We start from the raw sequence: 17,842 nt of genomic DNA on the forward strand, positions 1-17,842 counted from the left end.
TCGGAGCTGAACGGCCGTTGTCGCTTTTCTTTACTTACTCGAAAAATCTATCAAACATTTTCTTGGCTTTGGTTACGACGCCTTCGCCATTTTCTTTTGGCTGTTTTGCGGGTTTTTGCTGGCGCTGCTTTTCGGGTTTTGGTTCCGTTTCCAGTTTCTGTGGATTGCCGAGAGCCGCTCCGCTGCCGATGCGTCCGTAAAACACATCTTCCATATATGCATATTGGATCAGCCCTACAGATGTGGTGTATTGCGGCTCCCTTACTCCGATGTATTCCGGAGTGAACAGGCGGACACGCGTCTGCAGAATATTGCGCGCAAGTTCCGGAAGGCCTTCAAGCTTCGCCATGCCACCAGTCAGAACGACGCCTCCGGGAAGGTCCTGGACCCCAAGGCGATAAAACTCATCCAAAATCAATTCGAAAAGTTCTTCCAGGCGAACTCCGATTATTTCAGATATGTATTTTTGGCTGTATTGCTCTTTTGTATCCGATCCAATGACAGGAACTTCAAACAACTCGTCTTCGGAAGCATTGTCGTAAAAAGCATGTCCGTATTCAAGTTTGATTTTTTCAGCCTGGTCAGTTGGCGTTTTCAAGACGATTGATAAATCTTTGGTTACATGGTCGCCGCCGACTGGGATCACCGTTGAAGAAACCAGATGACCGTCCTGGAAGATGGCGATGGAAGTGGATCCTCCGCCAATATCGATGCAGGCTGTACCATGATTTTTCTCATCCTCGGTCAATGCATAATATCCTGCCGCAAGCGGTTGAGGGTAAATATCCCGGATTTGAAGGCCGGCCCTTTCAACGCACCGCAGTACATTATGTAAAATGGTTTTGGACGTTGTCACCATTGTACCATCCATTTCAAGTCGAATCCCAATCATACCCCGCGGATCTTTAATTTCATCCAAATGGTCTACGATATATTGCTCAGGAATGATGTTCACCAACTCGCGTTCTGGGGGAATTGACATAACTTGGGCCGCTTCCAGCACCCGGTCCATGTCTTCATCTGTTATTTCCCTGTTCTCGCTGTTGACAGCCACCACGCCTTTGACGGGCTGCAGCACCATTTTGTTGGCAGGAATTCCAAGCACGACTTCGTGAATCGATTTGCCGATCATACGCTCCGCCTGATCCACCGCTTTTTTGATGGATTGGACAGTAGCATCTATATCAACGATGGCACCTTTTTTTATACCGTTTGATTTGACATTTCCGACCCCGATGACGTGCAACGATTTATTGGCCATTTCTCCGATCAATACTTTAACCGACGAAGACCCAATATCTAAACTCACATACAATTCTGATTGGCTCAATTCGTGGCACCTCCTTATTTTATTCCGATTACTATTATTCTATTGTAAATTATACACCTTGTCTAAGTAATTTGATGCAATATTTCTCTATTTCATCAGAAAATTCAAACTGATTCCCGCAAACCTTTTTTTTCTGTCCATTTACTCAATATAATGCGCCGGATTACCGCAATGTTCTGGAATAATCTGACCCCGAATGCAAAGATCGCTGCAAGGTAAAGATCGACTCCAAGATGGACTCCCAGAAAAGCCAGCCCGGCTGCCAGCAAGATGTTGAAGAAAAACCCTGAAACAAACACTTTATCATCATATACCTGCTGCAGATGTGCTCTGATACCGCCGAAAAGCGTATCCAAAGCTGCAAGAACGGCGATTGACAGATAGTTGGCATACTCGGGAGGTATTCGTATATCCGTCAAAAGCCCGAGTGACACTCCCAGTATCAGCCCTAAAATTGAAAGCCACATCGCTATTCCTCCTCCGCCGCTTTTAAATGCTCGAGCCCCAGCTCTTCATCGTACGCTTCAACTTTTACTTCCGTTTCAGGCTGCATCACATTGACCGATAAGTTATCTATATAGAAATTATCGAGTATGGGTGATGCTTTCAGGTGATTATATATTTTTTCTGCATGCTCGGCAGTGCCTGCAACCACTTTCATTTCAAACGGCGGCGTGCCGACCGGTTTTCCATTGATCGTCGTTCTGCCGTTTATATCCCGTATCGGGCTTGTGTTAATGAGGCGCTTGTCATCAATCGACAGATCGATATTGTTGAAACGATTGATTTCATTTACCAGTCGAATCAGCAGCTCGGGCGATACCTGCTCAATATTCTGCCCACTCATAATGGCTTCCTGAGAAGGCTCAATCAAAATTTGAAGGCCCGGCCCCGTGATTTCAGTGAATCCCGCTTCTTTCCGCAATTCTTCCACAGTTTCTTTCAATGCCTGTTCGGGGCTGTCGTTCATGGCCTCTTCGTATTTTGCCAATGTTCCATCCAATGTGCCAATTTCTGATAATAATTCAGAGTGAAGCTGCTTTTCCCTGGATAGCTCCTGCCTGATTTCCCATACATCCCGCGTATCACGGGAATGGGGTTCGTTTATCGTATTGAATTGGATAGCCGTCATCAGGCCGATGACAAATAAAATCATCGTGAACCGGGAAATGACTTTCTTTTTCATGCAACTTCCCCCTCAATCATGATTCTGACAGCAGAGCCGGCATTTGAATAACCAGCCCCTCGTCCATGGTCACAACGATATTGTCATTAACCAATTGATCGAGAACACCGCCCGACAGTTCCATGGATGCGATGAGAACTTCCGGTTTGCCGATCGCTTCTATTGTAAACGGCGCAGGGTATTGGACGCCATCCACTTCAATGACCGGGCCTGTGCAGACAATCGTCGAATTGGCATGGATCCGTTGGCCGTTCACTGCTACCGCTTCCGCTCCGGAAATGTACATTTCGTGAATTACCTGAAAAACGTGGCTTTCATGCACAATATAATCGTTTGGGTTAACAGTCTGCGAGCCATATTCCCCGTCTTCCAGAACAACCCTCAAGCCCTCCCCTTCCACCGGCATCAGCCCGATGTAACGGCGAAGCTCTTCAGCTTCCGAGGCTATTTCTCCGAAAATCTCTTCTCCATCAGAGAATGAACTTTCATAGTCCTGCAGTTGTTCCTGTTTTGCCAGTATTTCTTCACGCAATGTTTTATTGCGCTCCTTCTGTTCAATCAATTCTTCACGGAATTGTTCTTCCTGTTCAAATTGGGAATTCGCAGTGAAATTACTGCTGCTTTCCTGTGCCTGTGAAAGGCTGTAGGAATAAGCGAGAATAAACCCCAGAACCAGGAATACAAGCGAAAACACAATTGATTTACTGAACTTTACCTGCTTACGGCTCTTCGGTTTCTTCATCTTCCGAAACCTCCTTTGGCGGACCGTAAACGTCATCATAAGAGCGGAAGGTGATTCCGACTTCCATATCGAAGACCCCTTTTACGCCGTCTTCCAATTGGGCGATCAGGGAAGGATAATAATCGAGCTTTTCAGCAAGTGAATTCAGCCTTGCCCTGACTTCGTTGCCATCGGTCATGTATAGCGTAATGTTCGCCGTTCCCTCCCGCCCTTCTGTCAGAATAACCTGCGACACAAGGTTGGAGACCTCGGAATCAAGCTGCTGTACCTGCGCAGCAACCTCCCGCCTGGTTTCCTGATCTTCAAAATTCGTGTACACCGGGCCAGCCACCGTCTCCACCGGCAATTCAACCGCATAACCGTTCGCCAATAATTTCTGGTAACCTGTAGCGGTTTCGAGATAACCGACGGACGGATATTCAGAGACGGTAATTTCTACGGCCGTAAGCCAATTTTTCTCGACTTCCGCTGATTCCACCCACTCTAACCCTGTAATGGCTGCGCCAACTTCATCTGCATCAAAAGACCACATTGAATCTCCGATTGCCAATTTGCTTGCAGCGATATAATCTTCATCCGAATACAGATTTTCTCCGGTGACTGAAATGGACTGAATTTTGCTGAATTGGGTCTGGCTGTAGATTAATCCAGCCAATATCGTCAGAAAAATGAACAGCAATGCCAGGAATTTGCGATTGGTTCTTTTTCGCCTACGCTCACGAAGCGTGGGGATGCGTTCTTCTATATCAATCACTTTATCCATAATTGCTGCTCCTTTCTCATTTGTCTGGACTCCGGCGCTTAGCGGGTGCCGGCGCTTTTCTTATCATTCGTCCTCTTCAGTCACTTTTCTGACCGCTTCGATAAATGCATCTCCGCGGATTTCGAAGTTTTCATATTGGTCCCAGCTTGCACACGCCGGAGACAGAAGAATTGTGTCGCCGTCCGTTGAATGGCCTACTGCTTTGACAACCGCATCATACATATCGGAAACTTTCTCCACTGCAGGGACTCCGCAGTCGTAAGCGAAACGCTCAAATCTGTCGGACGTTTCCCCGAATATTACAAGCGCTTTCACACGTTTCATATATGGCCGCAATTCTTCGAGTGAATGATTGCGTTCAAGGCCGCCGGCGAGCAGCACGATATTGTCCGGAAATGCTTCCAGCGCACTTTTGGTCGCCAGGGCATTTGTCGCTTTTGAATCGTTGTAGAACTTGCGCCCTTTCCAATTGACGACGAATTGGGAGCGGTGCTTGACTCCAGTAAAAGACGTCAACACACGTATAATGGTTTCTTCTGTTCCTCCCCAAATCAGGGCGGCAGCCGCAGCGGCAAGAATATTTTCGAGATTGTGCTGGCCGCCAAGCATGACTTTTGAACGCTCGATCAATTCTTTGCCCTGCCAATAAATAAATTCATCATCCGCACTGATGCTTACCGGAGTCTTTCCTTTCAAGGTAAACGGCACGAGCTGTGCTTTGCATTTCTGTGCATAGGCAGCAAGATGCGGCTGGTCAGCATTATAGATGAAATAATCTTCAGCCTGCTGATTTTGAGTCAATTTCATTTTTGAAGCCTCATAATCTTCCACTGAACCGTGATAATCAAGATGGGCTTCATAAAGATTCGTTACAATCGCAATACGCGGACGGAAAGTTTGTGTTCCTTTCAATTGAAACGAAGATAATTCCGTTACAATGACATTTTCCGGCTTCGCATGTTCTGCGACTCCGCTGGCCACTGTGCCAATATTGCCTGCAATCAAAGGCTTCTTTTCGTCCTGATTGAGCATATGGAACAGCAATGTGGTCGTTGTGGTTTTGCCGTTCGAACCAGTGATTCCGATAAATGGAGCTTCACTGATTCGGTAGGCAAGCTCGATTTCCGTCCAGACAGGCACGCCTTTTTGCTGTGCCGCCAGAACTACCGGATTTGAATATGGGATACCTGGATTTTTCACCAGCAGTTCAAACCCCTCATCCAGCAAATCTTCCGGATGGCGGCCACAAATGACTGTAACTCCCATATTCAGCAATTCCTGGGCTTCAGGATTTTCTTCGAAAGGCTTCGAATCATTTACTGTTACGAAAGCCCCCATTTTATGCAGGAACCGTGCAGCCGTAAAGCCGCTTTTCGCCAGTCCCAGGACCAAAACTTTTTTTTGGTGAAGCTGCTCTATTTCTTTCATTTACATTACCTCCTTAACAACGGCAATTGCAGAGGCAATCAAGCCCACCAGCCAAAATACCGTTACGACTTTCCATTCAGACCATCCGCTCAATTCAAAATGGTGATGGATAGGGCTCATTTTGAAAATCCGTTTTTTCCTTAATTTAAAACTGCCGACCTGCAGTATGACTGAGGCCGTTTCAATTACAAACACCAGACCGATCAAAAGAAGCAGCAATTCCTGCTTCAAAAGAATCGATACCATCGCAAGCGCGCCGCCAAGTGCGAGCGAGCCGGTGTCACCCATGAAAACTTTTGCAGGGTATTTATTGAAAATCAGAAACCCGAGCAATGCACCTGCCACGATGAAGGTAAATAATGCAATAGCGCCTTCGTCCTGATGGATGGCCAATATCCCAAAGGCCCCAAAGGCGATCGATGCTGTTCCTGCCACCAGTCCGTCCAAACCATCAGTCAAATTGACCGCGTTTGAAAAGCCGACCAGCCAGAAAATGATGAACAGCACATAAAGTCCTGACAGTTCAATCGAAATAGAGGTGAATGGAATGGTTAAGCCTGTATCAAACTCGATCATTCCGAGGAGCAGGAATGAAATGACGGCGATCACGATCTGACCGATGAGTTTCTGCAGGGAAGTCAAACCCAGATTCCTTTTTAACACCACTTTGATGAAATCATCCAGGAATCCGATCAGTCCATAGCCGAACAGCACCAGCAGGAGAATCAGCAATTTCACTGACAGCCCATCCGTAAAAAAAGCTGTGCCCAGAGCCGTCACAATAATGGCAATGAGAAAAACCAGGCCGCCCATTGTCGGGGTGCCGGTTTTCTTCATATGCGATTCTGGCCCTTCTTCACGGATGCTCTGCCCGAATTTCATCCGCTGGAGTATAGGGATGAACACGGGCATCAAGCCAGCCGTGAGCAATAAAGCAATTCCAAATCCGAGTAATATATATGCGTCCATAATTGTCTCCTTTAAACATCTTCCTATTCAGATGCATCTTCTGGAATAATTTCATCTTCACTTTCATCCGGAATGCCTTCCGGTCCGTCTGTCATCTGCACTTTAAATGCATCTTCCGGCGTCTGCAGCCTGACGACAACCGGTTCACCTTCCGTCAGTGCAGATCCCGCCGACAGGCTTTGGTTTACAGCATAACCCTGTCCCACAATTTCCAATGATAATCCGCTGAGAGCCTGAAATGCAAGCAATTCCCGCTTGGACCATCCTGTGAAATCGGGCAGAACGGACTCGCCTTCCGTTTGCAGAATCACCGTTGCACCTGCCACAATGGTTTCGCCTTTTGCAGGGTATTGTCCGCTCACTTCAGCGGCGCTTCCGGTTGTTATCACATTGACATTCCGAGAAGCGAGCTCTGCTGCAACTTCAGCAGACGGCTTGCCGGTGTAGTCAGTAATTTCCACAGTTGGCGTCTCTTCCGTTTCTTCCGATTCGATATTCATATATTTCAAACCATTTTCCATGACGGAAGTGAATATTTCCGAGACAGGCTGCGAGCCGTGTTCCGTCACTTCCATTTTCGGCTGCTGGACACCGACATACATCACAAGTTCAGGGTCATCAGCAGGCGCCATGCCGACAAAAGAGAAGAGGTAATTGTCTTTGCCGGTCATGTATCTGCCGTTTTCACCAGGAATCTGTGCTGTTCCGGTCTTGCCGGCAACTGAATAATCCTGCAGCGCAAACCGCTGGGCGGAACCATTTTCTGAAGTTACAGTCGACGCCATGATATCGCGCACGATTTTAGCCGTTTCTGCTGAAATCGGCTGGCCGGCTTCTTCCGGTTCACCTTTCAGCGTAACTTCACCGGTATCCGGATTTTTTATTTCGTCGATAATATAAGGTTTCATCATCACACCGTCATTGGCAAAAGCTGTCGCGGCCTGGATCATTTGTATCGGAGTGACAGTAGATCCCTGGCCGAACGTCAGCGTAAGTTTATCGACTTCCCCGTTGTCCAGGATTGTACCTGACGCTTCTCCGGGCAGATCGATTCCGGTTTTCTGGCCGAATCCAAAGGCATCGATATAGTTCATGAAAATATCCGGTCCGATGCGCTCAAGCAAATATGCCATCGCCACGTTGGAAGACCGCTGGAACCCTTCGAGGAAACTGATCGTTCCCCACCCCTGCCTGCCGTTATAATCACCAATCGTCCATTTTCCGAATTGATAGGATCCGGATTGATAAGTGGCATTAGGATCCCATTTGCCTTCTTCGACAGCCGCCGCCAGCGTGAACATCTTCATCGGCGAACCCGGTTCAACTGTCAGCTGGATGCTTTCATTGAGCCAGTTTTCTGAAAGGCCTTCACGCGTATTGGGGTTGAACGAAGGACGCTGGGACATTCCCAGGATTTCGCCGGTTTTTGGATTGGCGATCAACGCAATGATCCGCGCCGGTTCATATTTTTCCTGGACCGTGGACATGGCGTCTTCCAAAAAGTTCTCCAATGTCTTATCAAGCGTCAATTTAATGTCTGAACCGTCCACTGCCGGTGTTACAGCCGTTTCGCTGTTCGGCAGCAGGAAACCCCATCTGTCTGTATCGAATTCCATTTTTCCGTTTGTGCCGGTGAGGATGTCGTCATAGATCATTTCCAGGCCCATCTTCCCTTTTGTAACCATGTCCCCATTTTCCAGTTCCTCTTTCATGGCAAAGCCGATCAAATGGGAAGCAAAAACGCCGTTTGGATATAATCGCTTCAGATTTTTAACAAACAGGATGCCCGGCAGTCCTTCTTCTTTCATCTCGATCATTTGTGTATGGCTGATTTCACGGCCGGCAGATCCGAATTCCACCTGGTAGCGTTCAGCTTCCTTGCCTTTTTGCATCGTCTCGTAGATGGTTTCCCGTGGCACTGCAATATACTCTGACAGAATGTCTGCAGTTTTGTCCAGATCGGTCACATGGCGGGGGTCGCTGGTTTTTTGTGTAGCTCTTTCATCCAGGACAGCAACAAGTTTATAAGAAAGCGTGTCTTCTGCAATAATTTCACCCGTGCGGTCCAGAATTCTCCCGCGTTCCGCAGCAAGTACTTCTTCCTGGCTATATTTAGCTGCTGCTTTGGCAGCCAACTCCTGACCTTCGACCTGGCCAGTCGCCTGAATACTGACAATTCTTGCCAATAAAAGGAAAAAGAGCCCTGCAAATAGTAAAAACAGCAGAAAGGCTCCCCATTGAAATCGAAACTTTTTTTTCATTGCCCAGGCACTACCTTTACATTTTGCTCATCCAATTTTAGGCCCATTTCTTTCGCTTTGGACCAAATGCGCTCATATGTAGAAAGTTCACTTACTTGCACTGACAAATCTGTATTTTGTTTCTGAATTTCACTGATATCATTTTCAATTGTCTGAATTTCATGGGTGGTCGCCTGAATTGTGGCTTGATTTTGAAGAACCAGCAACGCGCACATTACGAATACAGCCAGGAAAGATAAATACAATACTTTTTCGCCCTTGGTAATAAGGGCTTTTTTTCTGACCGGCTGGTGGTTCGGAGTGTGAGGAACGGCCGGCTGTTGGATATAGGTTTCTTTTCTTGCATTCAACGCCATAAAAACACGTCCTATTCTCTAATTTTTTCTGCGATTCTCAGCTTCGCTGAACGCGAGCGGTTGTTGTGCGCCAATTCCTCTTCTGAAGGAAGGATCGGCTTTCGGGTAATCAGTTTCAATACCGGTTCCATGCCGGTAGGAATAACAGGCAGGTTCGGCGGCAATTCCGGAAGCGACGACGCTTCTTTGAAAATGGTCTTGCAAATCCGGTCTTCCAGTGAATGGAAGGTGATGACACTGATTCTGCCTTTTGGAGCGAGCAGCGTAATGGCATCCTGCAGCGAAGTTTCCGCTGCACCGAGTTCATCATTGACAGCGATGCGGATTGCCTGGAAAACCCGTTTGGCGGGATGTCCCCCAGTCCTTCTCGCAAATGCGGGAATGCCTTCTTTGATGCATTCCACCAATTGTCCCGTGGTCTCAATAGGAGCTTTTTCCCTTGCCGCTTCAATTTTCCTGGCAATCTGCTTTGAAAATTTTTCTTCCCCGTAACGGTAGAAAATGCGGACCAGGTCTTCAAAAGACCAATTATTCACCACTTCATATGCACTGAGTTTTGCACTTTGATCCATCCGCATGTCGAGCGGTGCATCATTATGATAGCTGAAGCCGCGTTCCGGCGTATCCAGTTGTGGAGACGAAACACCGAGATCGTAGAGGATCCCGTCGACTTTTTCAATTCCGCGTTCTTCAAGTTCAATTTTGATGTCCTTGAAGTTGGCATGGATAAACGTGATTCTATGTATATAATCTTTCAGCTTTTCTTTCGCATGGCCGATTGCTGTTTCATCCTGATCGAAACAAAACAGGTGGCCTTCGTCGGAAAGCTGTTTGACCAGATACTCACTGTGCCCTGCGCCTCCAAGAGTGCAGTCCACATATATACCGTCAGGACGAATGTTCAGTCCGTCGACAGTCTCATGGAGTAAAACCGTGGTGTGGTTGAACAATCCATTCCCTCCGTTTCTTATTTAAAAGTCAAAATCCACCAAGTTTTCTGCGATGTCGTTAAATGAGTCTTCAGAGGCTGCAAAATATTCTTCCCACGTGTCCTTCGCCCAAATTTCAAAGCGGTTGGAGACACCCAGAACGATGCATTCCTTTTCAAGTTTTGCGTATGACACCAAAGTTGAAGGGATGTTGACGCGTCCCTGCTTGTCCAGCTCCACTTCCGTGGCTCCAGAGAAGAAGAATCTAGTAAAAGCACGAGCGTCTTTTTTAGTGACAGGAAGTTCTTTCAGTTTCTCTTCAATCTTCTGCCATTCATCCATTGTGTAACCAAATAAGCATTGGTCGAGGCCCCTGGTGATAACAAAATTGTCACCAAGAAGTTCACGAAATTTAGCCGGAACGATTAACCGTCCCTTTGAATCAACGCTATGTTGATATTCGCCCATGAACATATCCTTCACCCCGCTTATTGTAATTAATGTACCACAATCCCCCACTTCCCACCACTTGTTTTTGAAATATTTCATTATTGTTACAGACTATAATCTCAATATAACTTCTTGAGACGCAAAAAAGCTTGCCGCAGCAAGCTTTCGGGGTTTAAAAATAGATGATCTTGTGATTTTTGTCATATTTTATATCCAGCTCCAATAATCTGTCCACCAGGTCAAGACCGAAGTCATTCAGATAAGGGATCGGACTGTAGATCCGTTCCTGCGGAGAACCGTTCGGCAGCAATTCATTTTCAATAAAATCATAATGGCCGAATTGGATGCTGTTCTGGAGAACCACTTCATCCTCCAATTTGGTTTTGAGGAAATCGAGCTGCTTTAAATGAAACTGCAGATTCTTTTCGACCAAAGGCATTAAACCTTTGCTGATATCCGTGAACTTTGTCCGGATTTCGTCATAGTGCTGCTGAATCTTTGATTCCAGTTCCTCAATCAGCTTTTCGGCCTCTTTTTCTCTGATGGAATCCAGAAGCTCAGCTTTCAGAAGGGGTGCTTTCCGTTCAATCACCACATCTTCAAAAGACAGGCCGTATTTTTCCAGCAGCACCTGTACCCGGCGGTTGACTAACGTCATCCCAAGTCTCGGCATGATGACCGGCATCTCCAAATCCAGCAGTTCGAAAGCCGTTTTCAAAACTGCCCAATATGCGATTTCGCCCGGTCCGCCGACAAACGCAAGAACCGGAAACACCATTTCCTGCATCAGCGGACGTGTAACCACGTTATTGCTGAGGATTTCAGGAGTCTTTTGTGCAATCTCCAGCAGCTCTTTCTCGCTGTAGCGGATCTTTCCGTTATTGCCGGTAAAGTTTTCGCCTTCCCGTTTCAACAGGATCCGTTCACCTTTAACGGTAATGAAAAGATGTGCGGCATCTTCTTCAACGGCAAGCGGTGCCGGATAGCCCATAGCCGCCAGTTCCTGTTCAGCAGCATACACCCGCTCAGCAATTCCGGAAGCCTGCTCGATCAGCCGACTGAAATAATCCTTTTCATACTGCCTCATTTCCGGGTGGGCCGCATCGATGAAAAGAAGCCCGGTTTCTTTAAAGAAATGATTGAGCATTGCCGAGAAAAATTCCGTGTAAGTTTCAGTCGTTTCCAAAAATCCGAAAACCATCTGCTGCAAATTCTTCGAATGGGCAGTTTCCGGCAGGCTCCTGAAATACTCTGCCATGAAATTTTCAATTTCCGTTTTATTGAGCTGGGCGGCTGAAGCGGTCTTCTTTCCGTATTCAGCATGGGGAAAATTGAGTTTTTCAACACGGCCGCTCACTTCGCGGTAAAGGTGGCTGATTTCTGCCAAATCGTGGTCTTCGCCTGCTATCCAGAAGACCGGCACCACTTTTTCACCAAGCTGCCGGCTGGCCTGTTCCGCCAGCAGAATTGTCGAAATGGCTTTATGCACGGTATACAGCGGCCCTGTCAATAGTCCTGCCTGCTGGCCCGTTATGACTACAGATGCTCCTTCCGCTAAATTCTGTAAATGCTGCTCAGCTTTAGCTGATAGTCCAAATGGCTCCATATAGCCGTGAATGATTTGGCTGAGTTCAGACCGGTCAACTTTATGTTCCCGGAGTTTCTGCTGTCTGCCGGCAAATGCTGCCGGCTCCGGATTGTACGAAAAATAACGGCGCAGTTTTTCTTCGCCCTTTATGTAATCATTTATCAAATCGCTCGAAGGCGGCACGAAATGTTCTGTATATTCCATCTTACAAATCCCCTTTTCCCAATACATAACACCTACTATATCAGACACGGCTGTGCTTTTAAAAAAATCAGCCTGATACTTCCATTAAAAAAGCATTGACCATCATCATGCGAAACTGATGACGGTCAATGCCAGGCCTGTAAACCATATTAAAACATAGGCCGCCGAAAGCAGGAGAAAATAGAGTCGCCATGTTTTCCTTATATATTTCAGGACTTCGATTTCTTTCGACCTTTTCCATTCCATCACCAAAAGAAAGATGGCGATCAGAATCGCTGTTACGGAAATGCCGAAAGCAATTTTTATATCCCATAAGGCTTCAACCGAAACCGGTACGGACAAGAACAGCAGAAATGTCGTCAAATCAGCTGAAAAGCCGACCGCTTTTCTTCTAAGCCTTCTGCGGCTTGCGAGTAATAAAAGTATGAATGCAAGGAATGGTGCAAAAATAAAAATTGCGCTGATATTCTGAAGGATTGCCATCATTCTTCTTCAGCCGCCTTCAGCAAGTGGTAGAATGTCTGCAGAGTTGGAAGCAGATAGGGCGATCTTTTGATGGTATACAGCAGAATGGTATCCAGCTCCATTTTGCGGCCTGCCAATTTATCGGCGAGCATCGATGAAGTATTGCCTGAAGTGGAAGCACATAAAGCCGTCACCTGTTCAAAAGGCAGCAGCGTTTCAATTTCAGGAAACGCCGAATACAATTCTGTATAAACGTTTTTCAATAATTCATAGGCATGAGGATTGCTCAGCAATTCACCGTTTTTGATTTGCAATAACGCTGTTAAAGGATTAATCATGCAGTTCAGCAATACTTTACGGAAGAGCAGCTTATCCGCATCTTTCTGCCACTCGCATCTTACTCCTTTTATCGTGAGCAGAGGGGCAAACCGTTTCTCGTCACCGGACAGCAAGGCGAACTTATAGACGCCTTTACCGGTATGGCGTACTTCGCGGTCGTTCACCTTCAGCGCACCATGTTCAACGACGCCTGCGGCAATGTCTTTTTGCGGAAGACTCCGCAGCATATCCAGGTGCATCATGCCGTTCTGTAAAAAGATGACGGGATTTGAAAGGCATTTATTTTTAAGCTGCCTGATGACATCCGGAAATTGACCATATTTCACCGCAATCAAAACGAACGCATTGGACGGAATGCCGTCCCACTCTGTTGAAGCTTTTATGTATTGGACTTGACCATCCCTGCTGATGCCTTCAGCATTGATTCGTTCCGCCTGCTCCTGCCTTCGTGTAATGAGCTGGACGCCGCATCCGGCTTCCTTCAATAAAGAAGCGGTCAGCATCCCGACTGCCCCTGCACCTATAACCGTAAAATTCATGATATCCTCCCATTATACATGCGCCATAAATTTTAAAAAGAAGCCTGCCGGCTAGGCAGACTCCACATTCATTTATTTGATTATACAGGAGTGATCGCGTGTTTTCGATACGGCAGCGGCAAATCTTTTGTTTCATAGATTGCCAGGCGCTGCGATAATACTTCGCGAAGGCCGGATGGCGCAACGATTTCATCAATGATGAGCTCGGAAGCCAGTTTGTAGATATCGATTTCCTCTTTGTATTCCTGGTGCTTTTCCTGTACATATTTCAAGCGTTCTTTCGGATCTTCAATCGCTTCGATTTTATTCGAATAAACCGCGTTGACTGCGGCTTCCGGACCCATTACAGCGATTTGTGCCGTAGGCAGTGCGATACAGACATCCGGTTCGAAAGCAGGGCCGGCCATGGCATATAATCCCGCGCCGTAGGCTTTACGGACGATGACTGAAATCTTCGGAACCGTTGCAGAACTCATTGCCGCGATAAATTTCGCACCGTGGCGGATGATGCCGGCGCGCTCGACTTTTGTACCGATCATGAAACCGGGAACATCCGCAAGGAATAGAAGCGGAATCGAGAACGCATCACAAAGATTGATGAATTTCGCGCCTTTATCCGCAGAATCACCGAATAGGACGCCGCCTTTCACTTTCGGCTGGTTGGCAAGAATGCCCACCACCTGGCCGTCGATGCGGGCAAGTCCCGTAATCAGTTCAGGTGCGAACAATTTTTTAATATCGAAGAAAGAACCTTCATCGATCAGCTGATCAATCAATTCGTACATATCGAAAGGTGCATTCTGGTTTTCCGGAATGATCGCTTCCAGGCTGCGTCCAGCTTTTGCAGCTTTCGCTTCCAGCTTTTCAGGCTTCATCGCAAAATTCGCCGGGAAATTCTGCAGGTAACGGCGCGCTTCTGAAATCGCTTCTTCTTCCGTTGAAACCAGTACATCACCGACTCCGCTGACTGTGCAGTGCATGCGTGCGCCGCCCATTTCCTCAAGCGTCACTTTTTCGCCTATGACTTTTTCAGCCATGCGCGGTGAACCAAGGTACATTGAAGCATTGCCTTCGACCATGATGACGATATCACAGAATGCCGGTATGTACGCTCCTCCAGCTGCAGATGGACCGAACAGCAGGCAGACCTGCGGCACCATGCCGGACATTCTTACCTGATTATGGAAAATGCGCCCCGCTCCTCTGCGGTTCGGGAACATATCGAGTTGATCCGTGATGCGGGCTCCGGCAGAATCCACCAGATACAGCATCGGAACCTGCATTTTTTCAGCAGTTTCCTGGATGCGGATGATTTTTTCGACTGTCCGTGACCCCCACGATCCGGCTTTGACCGTAGAATCATTGGCCATGACACAAACCGTCTGGCCATTGACTTTGCCGATTGCCGTAACAACGCCGTCAGCCGGCAGGCCTTCCGCTTCCACATTGGCAAAACGTCCATCTTCGACATATTTTTCATCGTCGAAAAGCAGTTTTAAGCGGTCGCGTACGAACAGTTTATTGCTTTCCTTCATTTTTTCATGATACTTTGGCGCTCCTCCGGCAAAGATTCTCGCCAGCTTTTCTTCAAGCCGTTCATTATACCCTGTTGTTTCAGTTGTTTTAGTCATCATGCCTGCCCCCTTTGCTTGTCGATCCCGATTATTCGGCTAAAGTTACCAGTGTGTCGCCTTCGTTTACGAAACCGCCGACTTCAACATTCACTTTTTCCACTGAGCCTGAAAATTCGGCTTCAACCGGAATCTCCATTTTCATGGATTCGATTGTCAAAATTGCCTGGCCCGCAGATACTGCGTCGCCTTCTCCCACCAATACATTCAATACTGTTCCTGCCATAGTCGCTTTAAGTTCTTTCATACTGTTTTTTCCTCCTTTGATTTTTCCATCCACTCTGGCAATACTGCTGTCGCGTATTCTCCAGAGATGAATTCCTGTGATTCGATGAATTCCCTGAATAATGGAATATTTGTTTTTACGCCTTCAATTGTAGCATGATTGAAAAACTTCTGTGATTTTGCCAGTGCATCCACACGGTCAGTGCCTGTGATGATCACTTTTGAAATCATCGGATCATAGAAAGGCGTCACCGAATTTCCTTCCTCGTACCCCGACTCAATCCGTGCTCCCTCGCCCCATCTAATTTTTTCCAGTTTACCCGGTGATGGGAAAAACGTTTTGGGATCTTCTGCATAAATGCGGTACTCGATGGCATGGCCTTTAGTCGTGATGGTGTCCTGCGGCGGTAACTTGCCGCCTCTTGCAACATCAATCTGCCATTCGACCAGATCCAGCCCCGTCACTTCTTCCGTAACCGGATGCTCGACCTGCAGCCGAGTGTTCATTTCAAGGAAATAAAACTCGTTCGACTGATCAACGATGAATTCAACCGTTCCGGCATTCGTGTAACCCACCGCCTGCCCTGCACGGACAGCCGCCTCGCATAAGCGTTCGCGGGCGTCCTGCGGCAGATGCGGTGAAGGTGATTCTTCGATCACTTTCTGGTTGCGCCGCTGTACCGAGCAATTGCGTTCGAATAAATGGACGATATTGCCATGAGAATCACCGAAAATCTGCACTTCGATATGGCGCGCATCCGCGATGAATTTTTCCAGGTAAACGACGTCATTGCCGAAATAGGCTTTGGCCCGGTTTTTAACGGAATCGAACTGCTGACTGAGCGCTTGCTCATTTTCACAGCGCACCATGCCGATTCCTCCCCCGCCTCCGCTTGCTTTCAGCATCAGTGGATAGCCGATATTTGCAGCTTCTTCAACCGCTTCTTCCAAAGACGCGACGCCTTCTTCTGTTCCGGGAACAACCGGTACGCCCGCTTTGATCATGGCACGGCGGGATTCAATCTTATCCCCCATCATGTCAATGATGTCACTGTCGGGTCCGATGAAAATGAGCCCTGCTTCTTGTACTTTGCGTGCAAATCCCGCATTTTCGGATAATAGGCCATAACCCGGGTGAATTGCGTCCACATTATGTTTTTTCGCCACTTCAATGATTTTATCTGCCTGTAAATAGGACTGGACGACCGGATTTGGTCCGATCAGTTCAGCAGCTGTCGCTTCCTTGGAATAAGGCAGATCCCCATCTGCCTCTGAATGGACTGCAACAGTTTCAATACCGAGCCGATCGCACGTACGGATGATGCGACGCGCAATTTCTCCCCGGTTTGCAATCAGGATTTTTTTCATATTTGAAATACCCCCTATGTTTTCTCCCTTCTATAGCATATATGAAGTTTGTAAGCGATTTCAACTATTGGCTGAAAAAATTTCTGAATATACGGGCATCGGATATCCTTTTATATAAATAGTAGTCAGTTTTATTACTGTTAAAATTAAACAGGCAAAAACCTGCCACTCAGTGAGCAGCAGGTTTGGAGCTGTTACTTTTTGGACTTTTCAAGAAATCTTGCTACCGCTTCATGATGGGCAGAGCTTGCCCATAACTGGGCGCAGCGGCGGATTTCAGCTTCCACACGTTCCTGAAGATTCGTCCCACGCCAATTTCTGACTGCCATTTCCTTATAGGCACGATGCACTTCTGGCAGCACATTATGGAATGATGCCATAAAGTCTTCGATATCTCCGTCTTCCCGGATAATGGCAGTTGCCCAGCCATTTTCCAGCAGTTCTTCCGCGTTATAAAGGCGGGCTTCACTGAGCATCTTCAAAGCATGGTCATGCTGAAGCGCCTCAAAAAGGTAGGTGCCCCCGCCCCATCCGCTTGTGATGGCCAGGGTTCCCTGGATAAAGCCAGCTTTCGCATGGCTGCGCACGAGCCTGTAGTCACAGGCAGTTGCAATCTCGCAGCCGCCGCCGACTGCCGTGCCGTTCAGCAATGCAGCAACAGGAACCGGCAATGTTTTAATCTTATAAAGCACATCCCCCATCCGTTTCAGCATTGGATACGCTTCTTCTTCAGTTTCAAGGGCATGAAAAACGGACAGGTCACCGCCGGAGCAGAACGCTCTGTCGCCGGCAGCAGTAATAATGACAAGCCGCGGCAATTCCTTATGTGCCCGCTCGACAAGCTCCTCAAGGCCCTGCATGACTTCGTCGTTGATCGCATTGCGGATTTCGGGCCGGTCGATCGTAAAGGTCATGACCCCTTCTTTTGTTTCTATTGTATAAGCCATTTCATTTCACCTCTTAATAGTGAGTTTTTCTAAGCTAAAAAATATTTAAAACTATACTAACCGCTTCGTCGCTTTAGACAAATCAAAGATTATGCTCCACCGCTTCGCTCGTCGCAAAGGCG

General features: G+C 47.3%; 18 protein-coding genes. All 18 read right to left on the minus strand.

Translation table 11 applies throughout. The annotated features are described in order from the left end of the window. Positions 1–34: 34 nt before the first annotated feature. Positions 35–1,330, minus strand: a complete 1,296-nt coding sequence (ftsA, locus tag KW93_RS13275) for a cell division protein FtsA (protein ID WP_033543516.1) — start codon at positions 1,328–1,330, stop codon at positions 35–37. Positions 1,331–1,434: 104 nt separating this feature from the next. After that, complete coding sequence (locus KW93_RS13280) at positions 1,435–1,797, minus strand: small basic family protein (protein WP_033543517.1); 363 nt, start codon at positions 1,795–1,797, stop codon at positions 1,435–1,437. Between the two features lie 2 nt (positions 1,798–1,799). Further along, on the minus strand, positions 1,800–2,516 hold the full coding sequence (locus KW93_RS13285) for a DUF881 domain-containing protein (RefSeq protein WP_033543518.1): 717 nt from the start codon (positions 2,514–2,516) through the stop codon (positions 1,800–1,802). 16 nt (positions 2,517–2,532) lie between these two features. Then, positions 2,533–3,258, minus strand: a complete 726-nt coding sequence (locus tag KW93_RS13290; protein WP_033543519.1) for a DUF881 domain-containing protein — start codon at positions 3,256–3,258, stop codon at positions 2,533–2,535. Next, on the minus strand, positions 3,236–4,021 hold the full coding sequence (locus tag KW93_RS13295; protein ID WP_033543520.1) for a cell division protein FtsQ/DivIB: 786 nt from the start codon (positions 4,019–4,021) through the stop codon (positions 3,236–3,238). The genes KW93_RS13290 and KW93_RS13295 overlap by 23 nt, the downstream gene beginning before the upstream one ends. A 63-nt stretch (positions 4,022–4,084) precedes the next feature. Continuing rightward, positions 4,085–5,449, minus strand: coding sequence for a UDP-N-acetylmuramoyl-L-alanine--D-glutamate ligase (gene murD, locus KW93_RS13300; protein ID WP_033543521.1), 1,365 nt, complete (start codon positions 5,447–5,449; stop codon positions 4,085–4,087). Further along, the gene (mraY, locus tag KW93_RS13305; protein ID WP_033543522.1) at positions 5,450–6,418 is read right to left on the minus strand and encodes a phospho-N-acetylmuramoyl-pentapeptide-transferase; all 969 of its coding nucleotides are present in this window, start codon (positions 6,416–6,418) and stop codon (positions 5,450–5,452) included. It abuts the gene before it with no gap. A 23-nt stretch (positions 6,419–6,441) separates the two neighbouring features. Then, positions 6,442–8,679 (minus strand): penicillin-binding transpeptidase domain-containing protein, encoded by a 2,238-nt coding sequence (locus KW93_RS13310; protein WP_033543523.1) that lies wholly within the window; start codon positions 8,677–8,679, stop codon positions 6,442–6,444. Beyond that, positions 8,676–9,035 (minus strand): cell division protein FtsL, encoded by a 360-nt coding sequence (gene ftsL / locus KW93_RS13315; RefSeq protein ID WP_033543524.1) that lies wholly within the window; start codon positions 9,033–9,035, stop codon positions 8,676–8,678. The genes KW93_RS13310 and ftsL overlap by 4 nt, the downstream gene beginning before the upstream one ends. A gap of 11 nt (positions 9,036–9,046) precedes the next feature. Further along, positions 9,047–9,985, minus strand: a complete 939-nt coding sequence (rsmH, locus tag KW93_RS13320; protein WP_033543525.1) for a 16S rRNA (cytosine(1402)-N(4))-methyltransferase RsmH — start codon at positions 9,983–9,985, stop codon at positions 9,047–9,049. 21 nt (positions 9,986–10,006) lie between these two features. Then, positions 10,007–10,438 carry a division/cell wall cluster transcriptional repressor MraZ gene (mraZ, locus tag KW93_RS13325; RefSeq protein WP_033543533.1) on the minus strand — a complete coding sequence of 144 codons (432 nt, stop codon included), beginning with the start codon at positions 10,436–10,438 and terminating at the stop codon, positions 10,007–10,009. A 148-nt stretch (positions 10,439–10,586) separates the two neighbouring features. Next, entirely contained in the window at positions 10,587–12,206 is a 1,620-nt protein-coding gene (gene bshC / locus KW93_RS13330; protein WP_033543526.1) for a bacillithiol biosynthesis cysteine-adding enzyme BshC, read from the minus strand. Between the two features lie 105 nt (positions 12,207–12,311). Then, entirely contained in the window at positions 12,312–12,692 is a 381-nt protein-coding gene (locus KW93_RS13335) for a DUF3397 family protein (protein WP_033543527.1), read from the minus strand. Then, a complete protein-coding gene (locus KW93_RS13340) occupies positions 12,689–13,549 on the minus strand; it encodes a ketopantoate reductase family protein (protein WP_033543528.1) in 861 nt (286 codons plus the stop codon). Before KW93_RS13340 ends, KW93_RS13335 begins: the two co-directional genes overlap by 4 nt. Before the next feature lie 80 nt (positions 13,550–13,629). After that, positions 13,630–15,180, minus strand: a complete 1,551-nt coding sequence (locus tag KW93_RS13345; RefSeq protein WP_033543529.1) for an acyl-CoA carboxylase subunit beta — start codon at positions 15,178–15,180, stop codon at positions 13,630–13,632. Positions 15,181–15,211: 31 nt separating this feature from the next. Then, positions 15,212–15,427, minus strand: a complete 216-nt coding sequence (locus KW93_RS13350; protein WP_033543530.1) for an acetyl-CoA carboxylase biotin carboxyl carrier protein subunit — start codon at positions 15,425–15,427, stop codon at positions 15,212–15,214. Continuing rightward, positions 15,424–16,773: an acetyl-CoA carboxylase biotin carboxylase subunit gene (locus tag KW93_RS13355; RefSeq protein ID WP_033543531.1), complete on the minus strand. Its 1,350-nt coding sequence runs from the start codon at positions 16,771–16,773 to the stop codon at positions 15,424–15,426. Before KW93_RS13355 ends, KW93_RS13350 begins: the two co-directional genes overlap by 4 nt. A gap of 194 nt (positions 16,774–16,967) precedes the next feature. After that, complete coding sequence (locus KW93_RS13360; RefSeq protein ID WP_033543532.1) at positions 16,968–17,720, minus strand: enoyl-CoA hydratase/isomerase family protein; 753 nt, start codon at positions 17,718–17,720, stop codon at positions 16,968–16,970. Positions 17,721–17,842 lie beyond the last annotated feature (122 nt).

Source organism: Planococcus sp. CAU13 (assembly GCF_000775575.1).
Classification (GTDB): domain Bacteria; phylum Bacillota; class Bacilli; order Bacillales_A; family Planococcaceae; genus Planococcus.

What these genes read in the sequence shown, in the direction of transcription:
- KW93_RS13355 (WP_033543531.1), bottom strand. Translation starts at nt 16,773, where the DNA reads ATGAAAAAAATCCTGATTGCAAACCGGGGAGAAATTGCGCGTCGCATC.
- murD (WP_033543521.1), bottom strand. Translation starts at nt 5,449, where the DNA reads ATGAAAGAAATAGAGCAGCTTCACCAAAAAAAAGTTTTGGTCCTGGGA.
- mraY (WP_033543522.1), bottom strand. Translation starts at nt 6,418, where the DNA reads ATGGACGCATATATATTACTCGGATTTGGAATTGCTTTATTGCTCACG.
- KW93_RS13350 (WP_033543530.1), bottom strand. Translation starts at nt 15,427, where the DNA reads ATGAAAGAACTTAAAGCGACTATGGCAGGAACAGTATTGAATGTATTG.
- KW93_RS13295 (WP_033543520.1), bottom strand. Translation starts at nt 4,021, where the DNA reads ATGGATAAAGTGATTGATATAGAAGAACGCATCCCCACGCTTCGTGAG.
- KW93_RS13335 (WP_033543527.1), bottom strand. Translation starts at nt 12,692, where the DNA reads ATGATGGCAATCCTTCAGAATATCAGCGCAATTTTTATTTTTGCACCA.
- KW93_RS13310 (WP_033543523.1), bottom strand. Translation starts at nt 8,679, where the DNA reads ATGAAAAAAAAGTTTCGATTTCAATGGGGAGCCTTTCTGCTGTTTTTA.
- KW93_RS13285 (WP_033543518.1), bottom strand. Translation starts at nt 2,516, where the DNA reads ATGAAAAAGAAAGTCATTTCCCGGTTCACGATGATTTTATTTGTCATC.
- KW93_RS13290 (WP_033543519.1), bottom strand. Translation starts at nt 3,258, where the DNA reads ATGAAGAAACCGAAGAGCCGTAAGCAGGTAAAGTTCAGTAAATCAATT.
- KW93_RS13340 (WP_033543528.1), bottom strand. Translation starts at nt 13,549, where the DNA reads ATGAATTTTACGGTTATAGGTGCAGGGGCAGTCGGGATGCTGACCGCT.
- KW93_RS13345 (WP_033543529.1), bottom strand. Translation starts at nt 15,180, where the DNA reads ATGACTAAAACAACTGAAACAACAGGGTATAATGAACGGCTTGAAGAA.
- KW93_RS13280 (WP_033543517.1), bottom strand. Translation starts at nt 1,797, where the DNA reads ATGTGGCTTTCAATTTTAGGGCTGATACTGGGAGTGTCACTCGGGCTT.
- mraZ (WP_033543533.1), bottom strand. Translation starts at nt 10,438, where the DNA reads ATGTTCATGGGCGAATATCAACATAGCGTTGATTCAAAGGGACGGTTA.
- ftsL (WP_033543524.1), bottom strand. Translation starts at nt 9,035, where the DNA reads ATGGCGTTGAATGCAAGAAAAGAAACCTATATCCAACAGCCGGCCGTT.
- bshC (WP_033543526.1), bottom strand. Translation starts at nt 12,206, where the DNA reads ATGGAATATACAGAACATTTCGTGCCGCCTTCGAGCGATTTGATAAAT.
- KW93_RS13360 (WP_033543532.1), bottom strand. Translation starts at nt 17,720, where the DNA reads ATGGCTTATACAATAGAAACAAAAGAAGGGGTCATGACCTTTACGATC.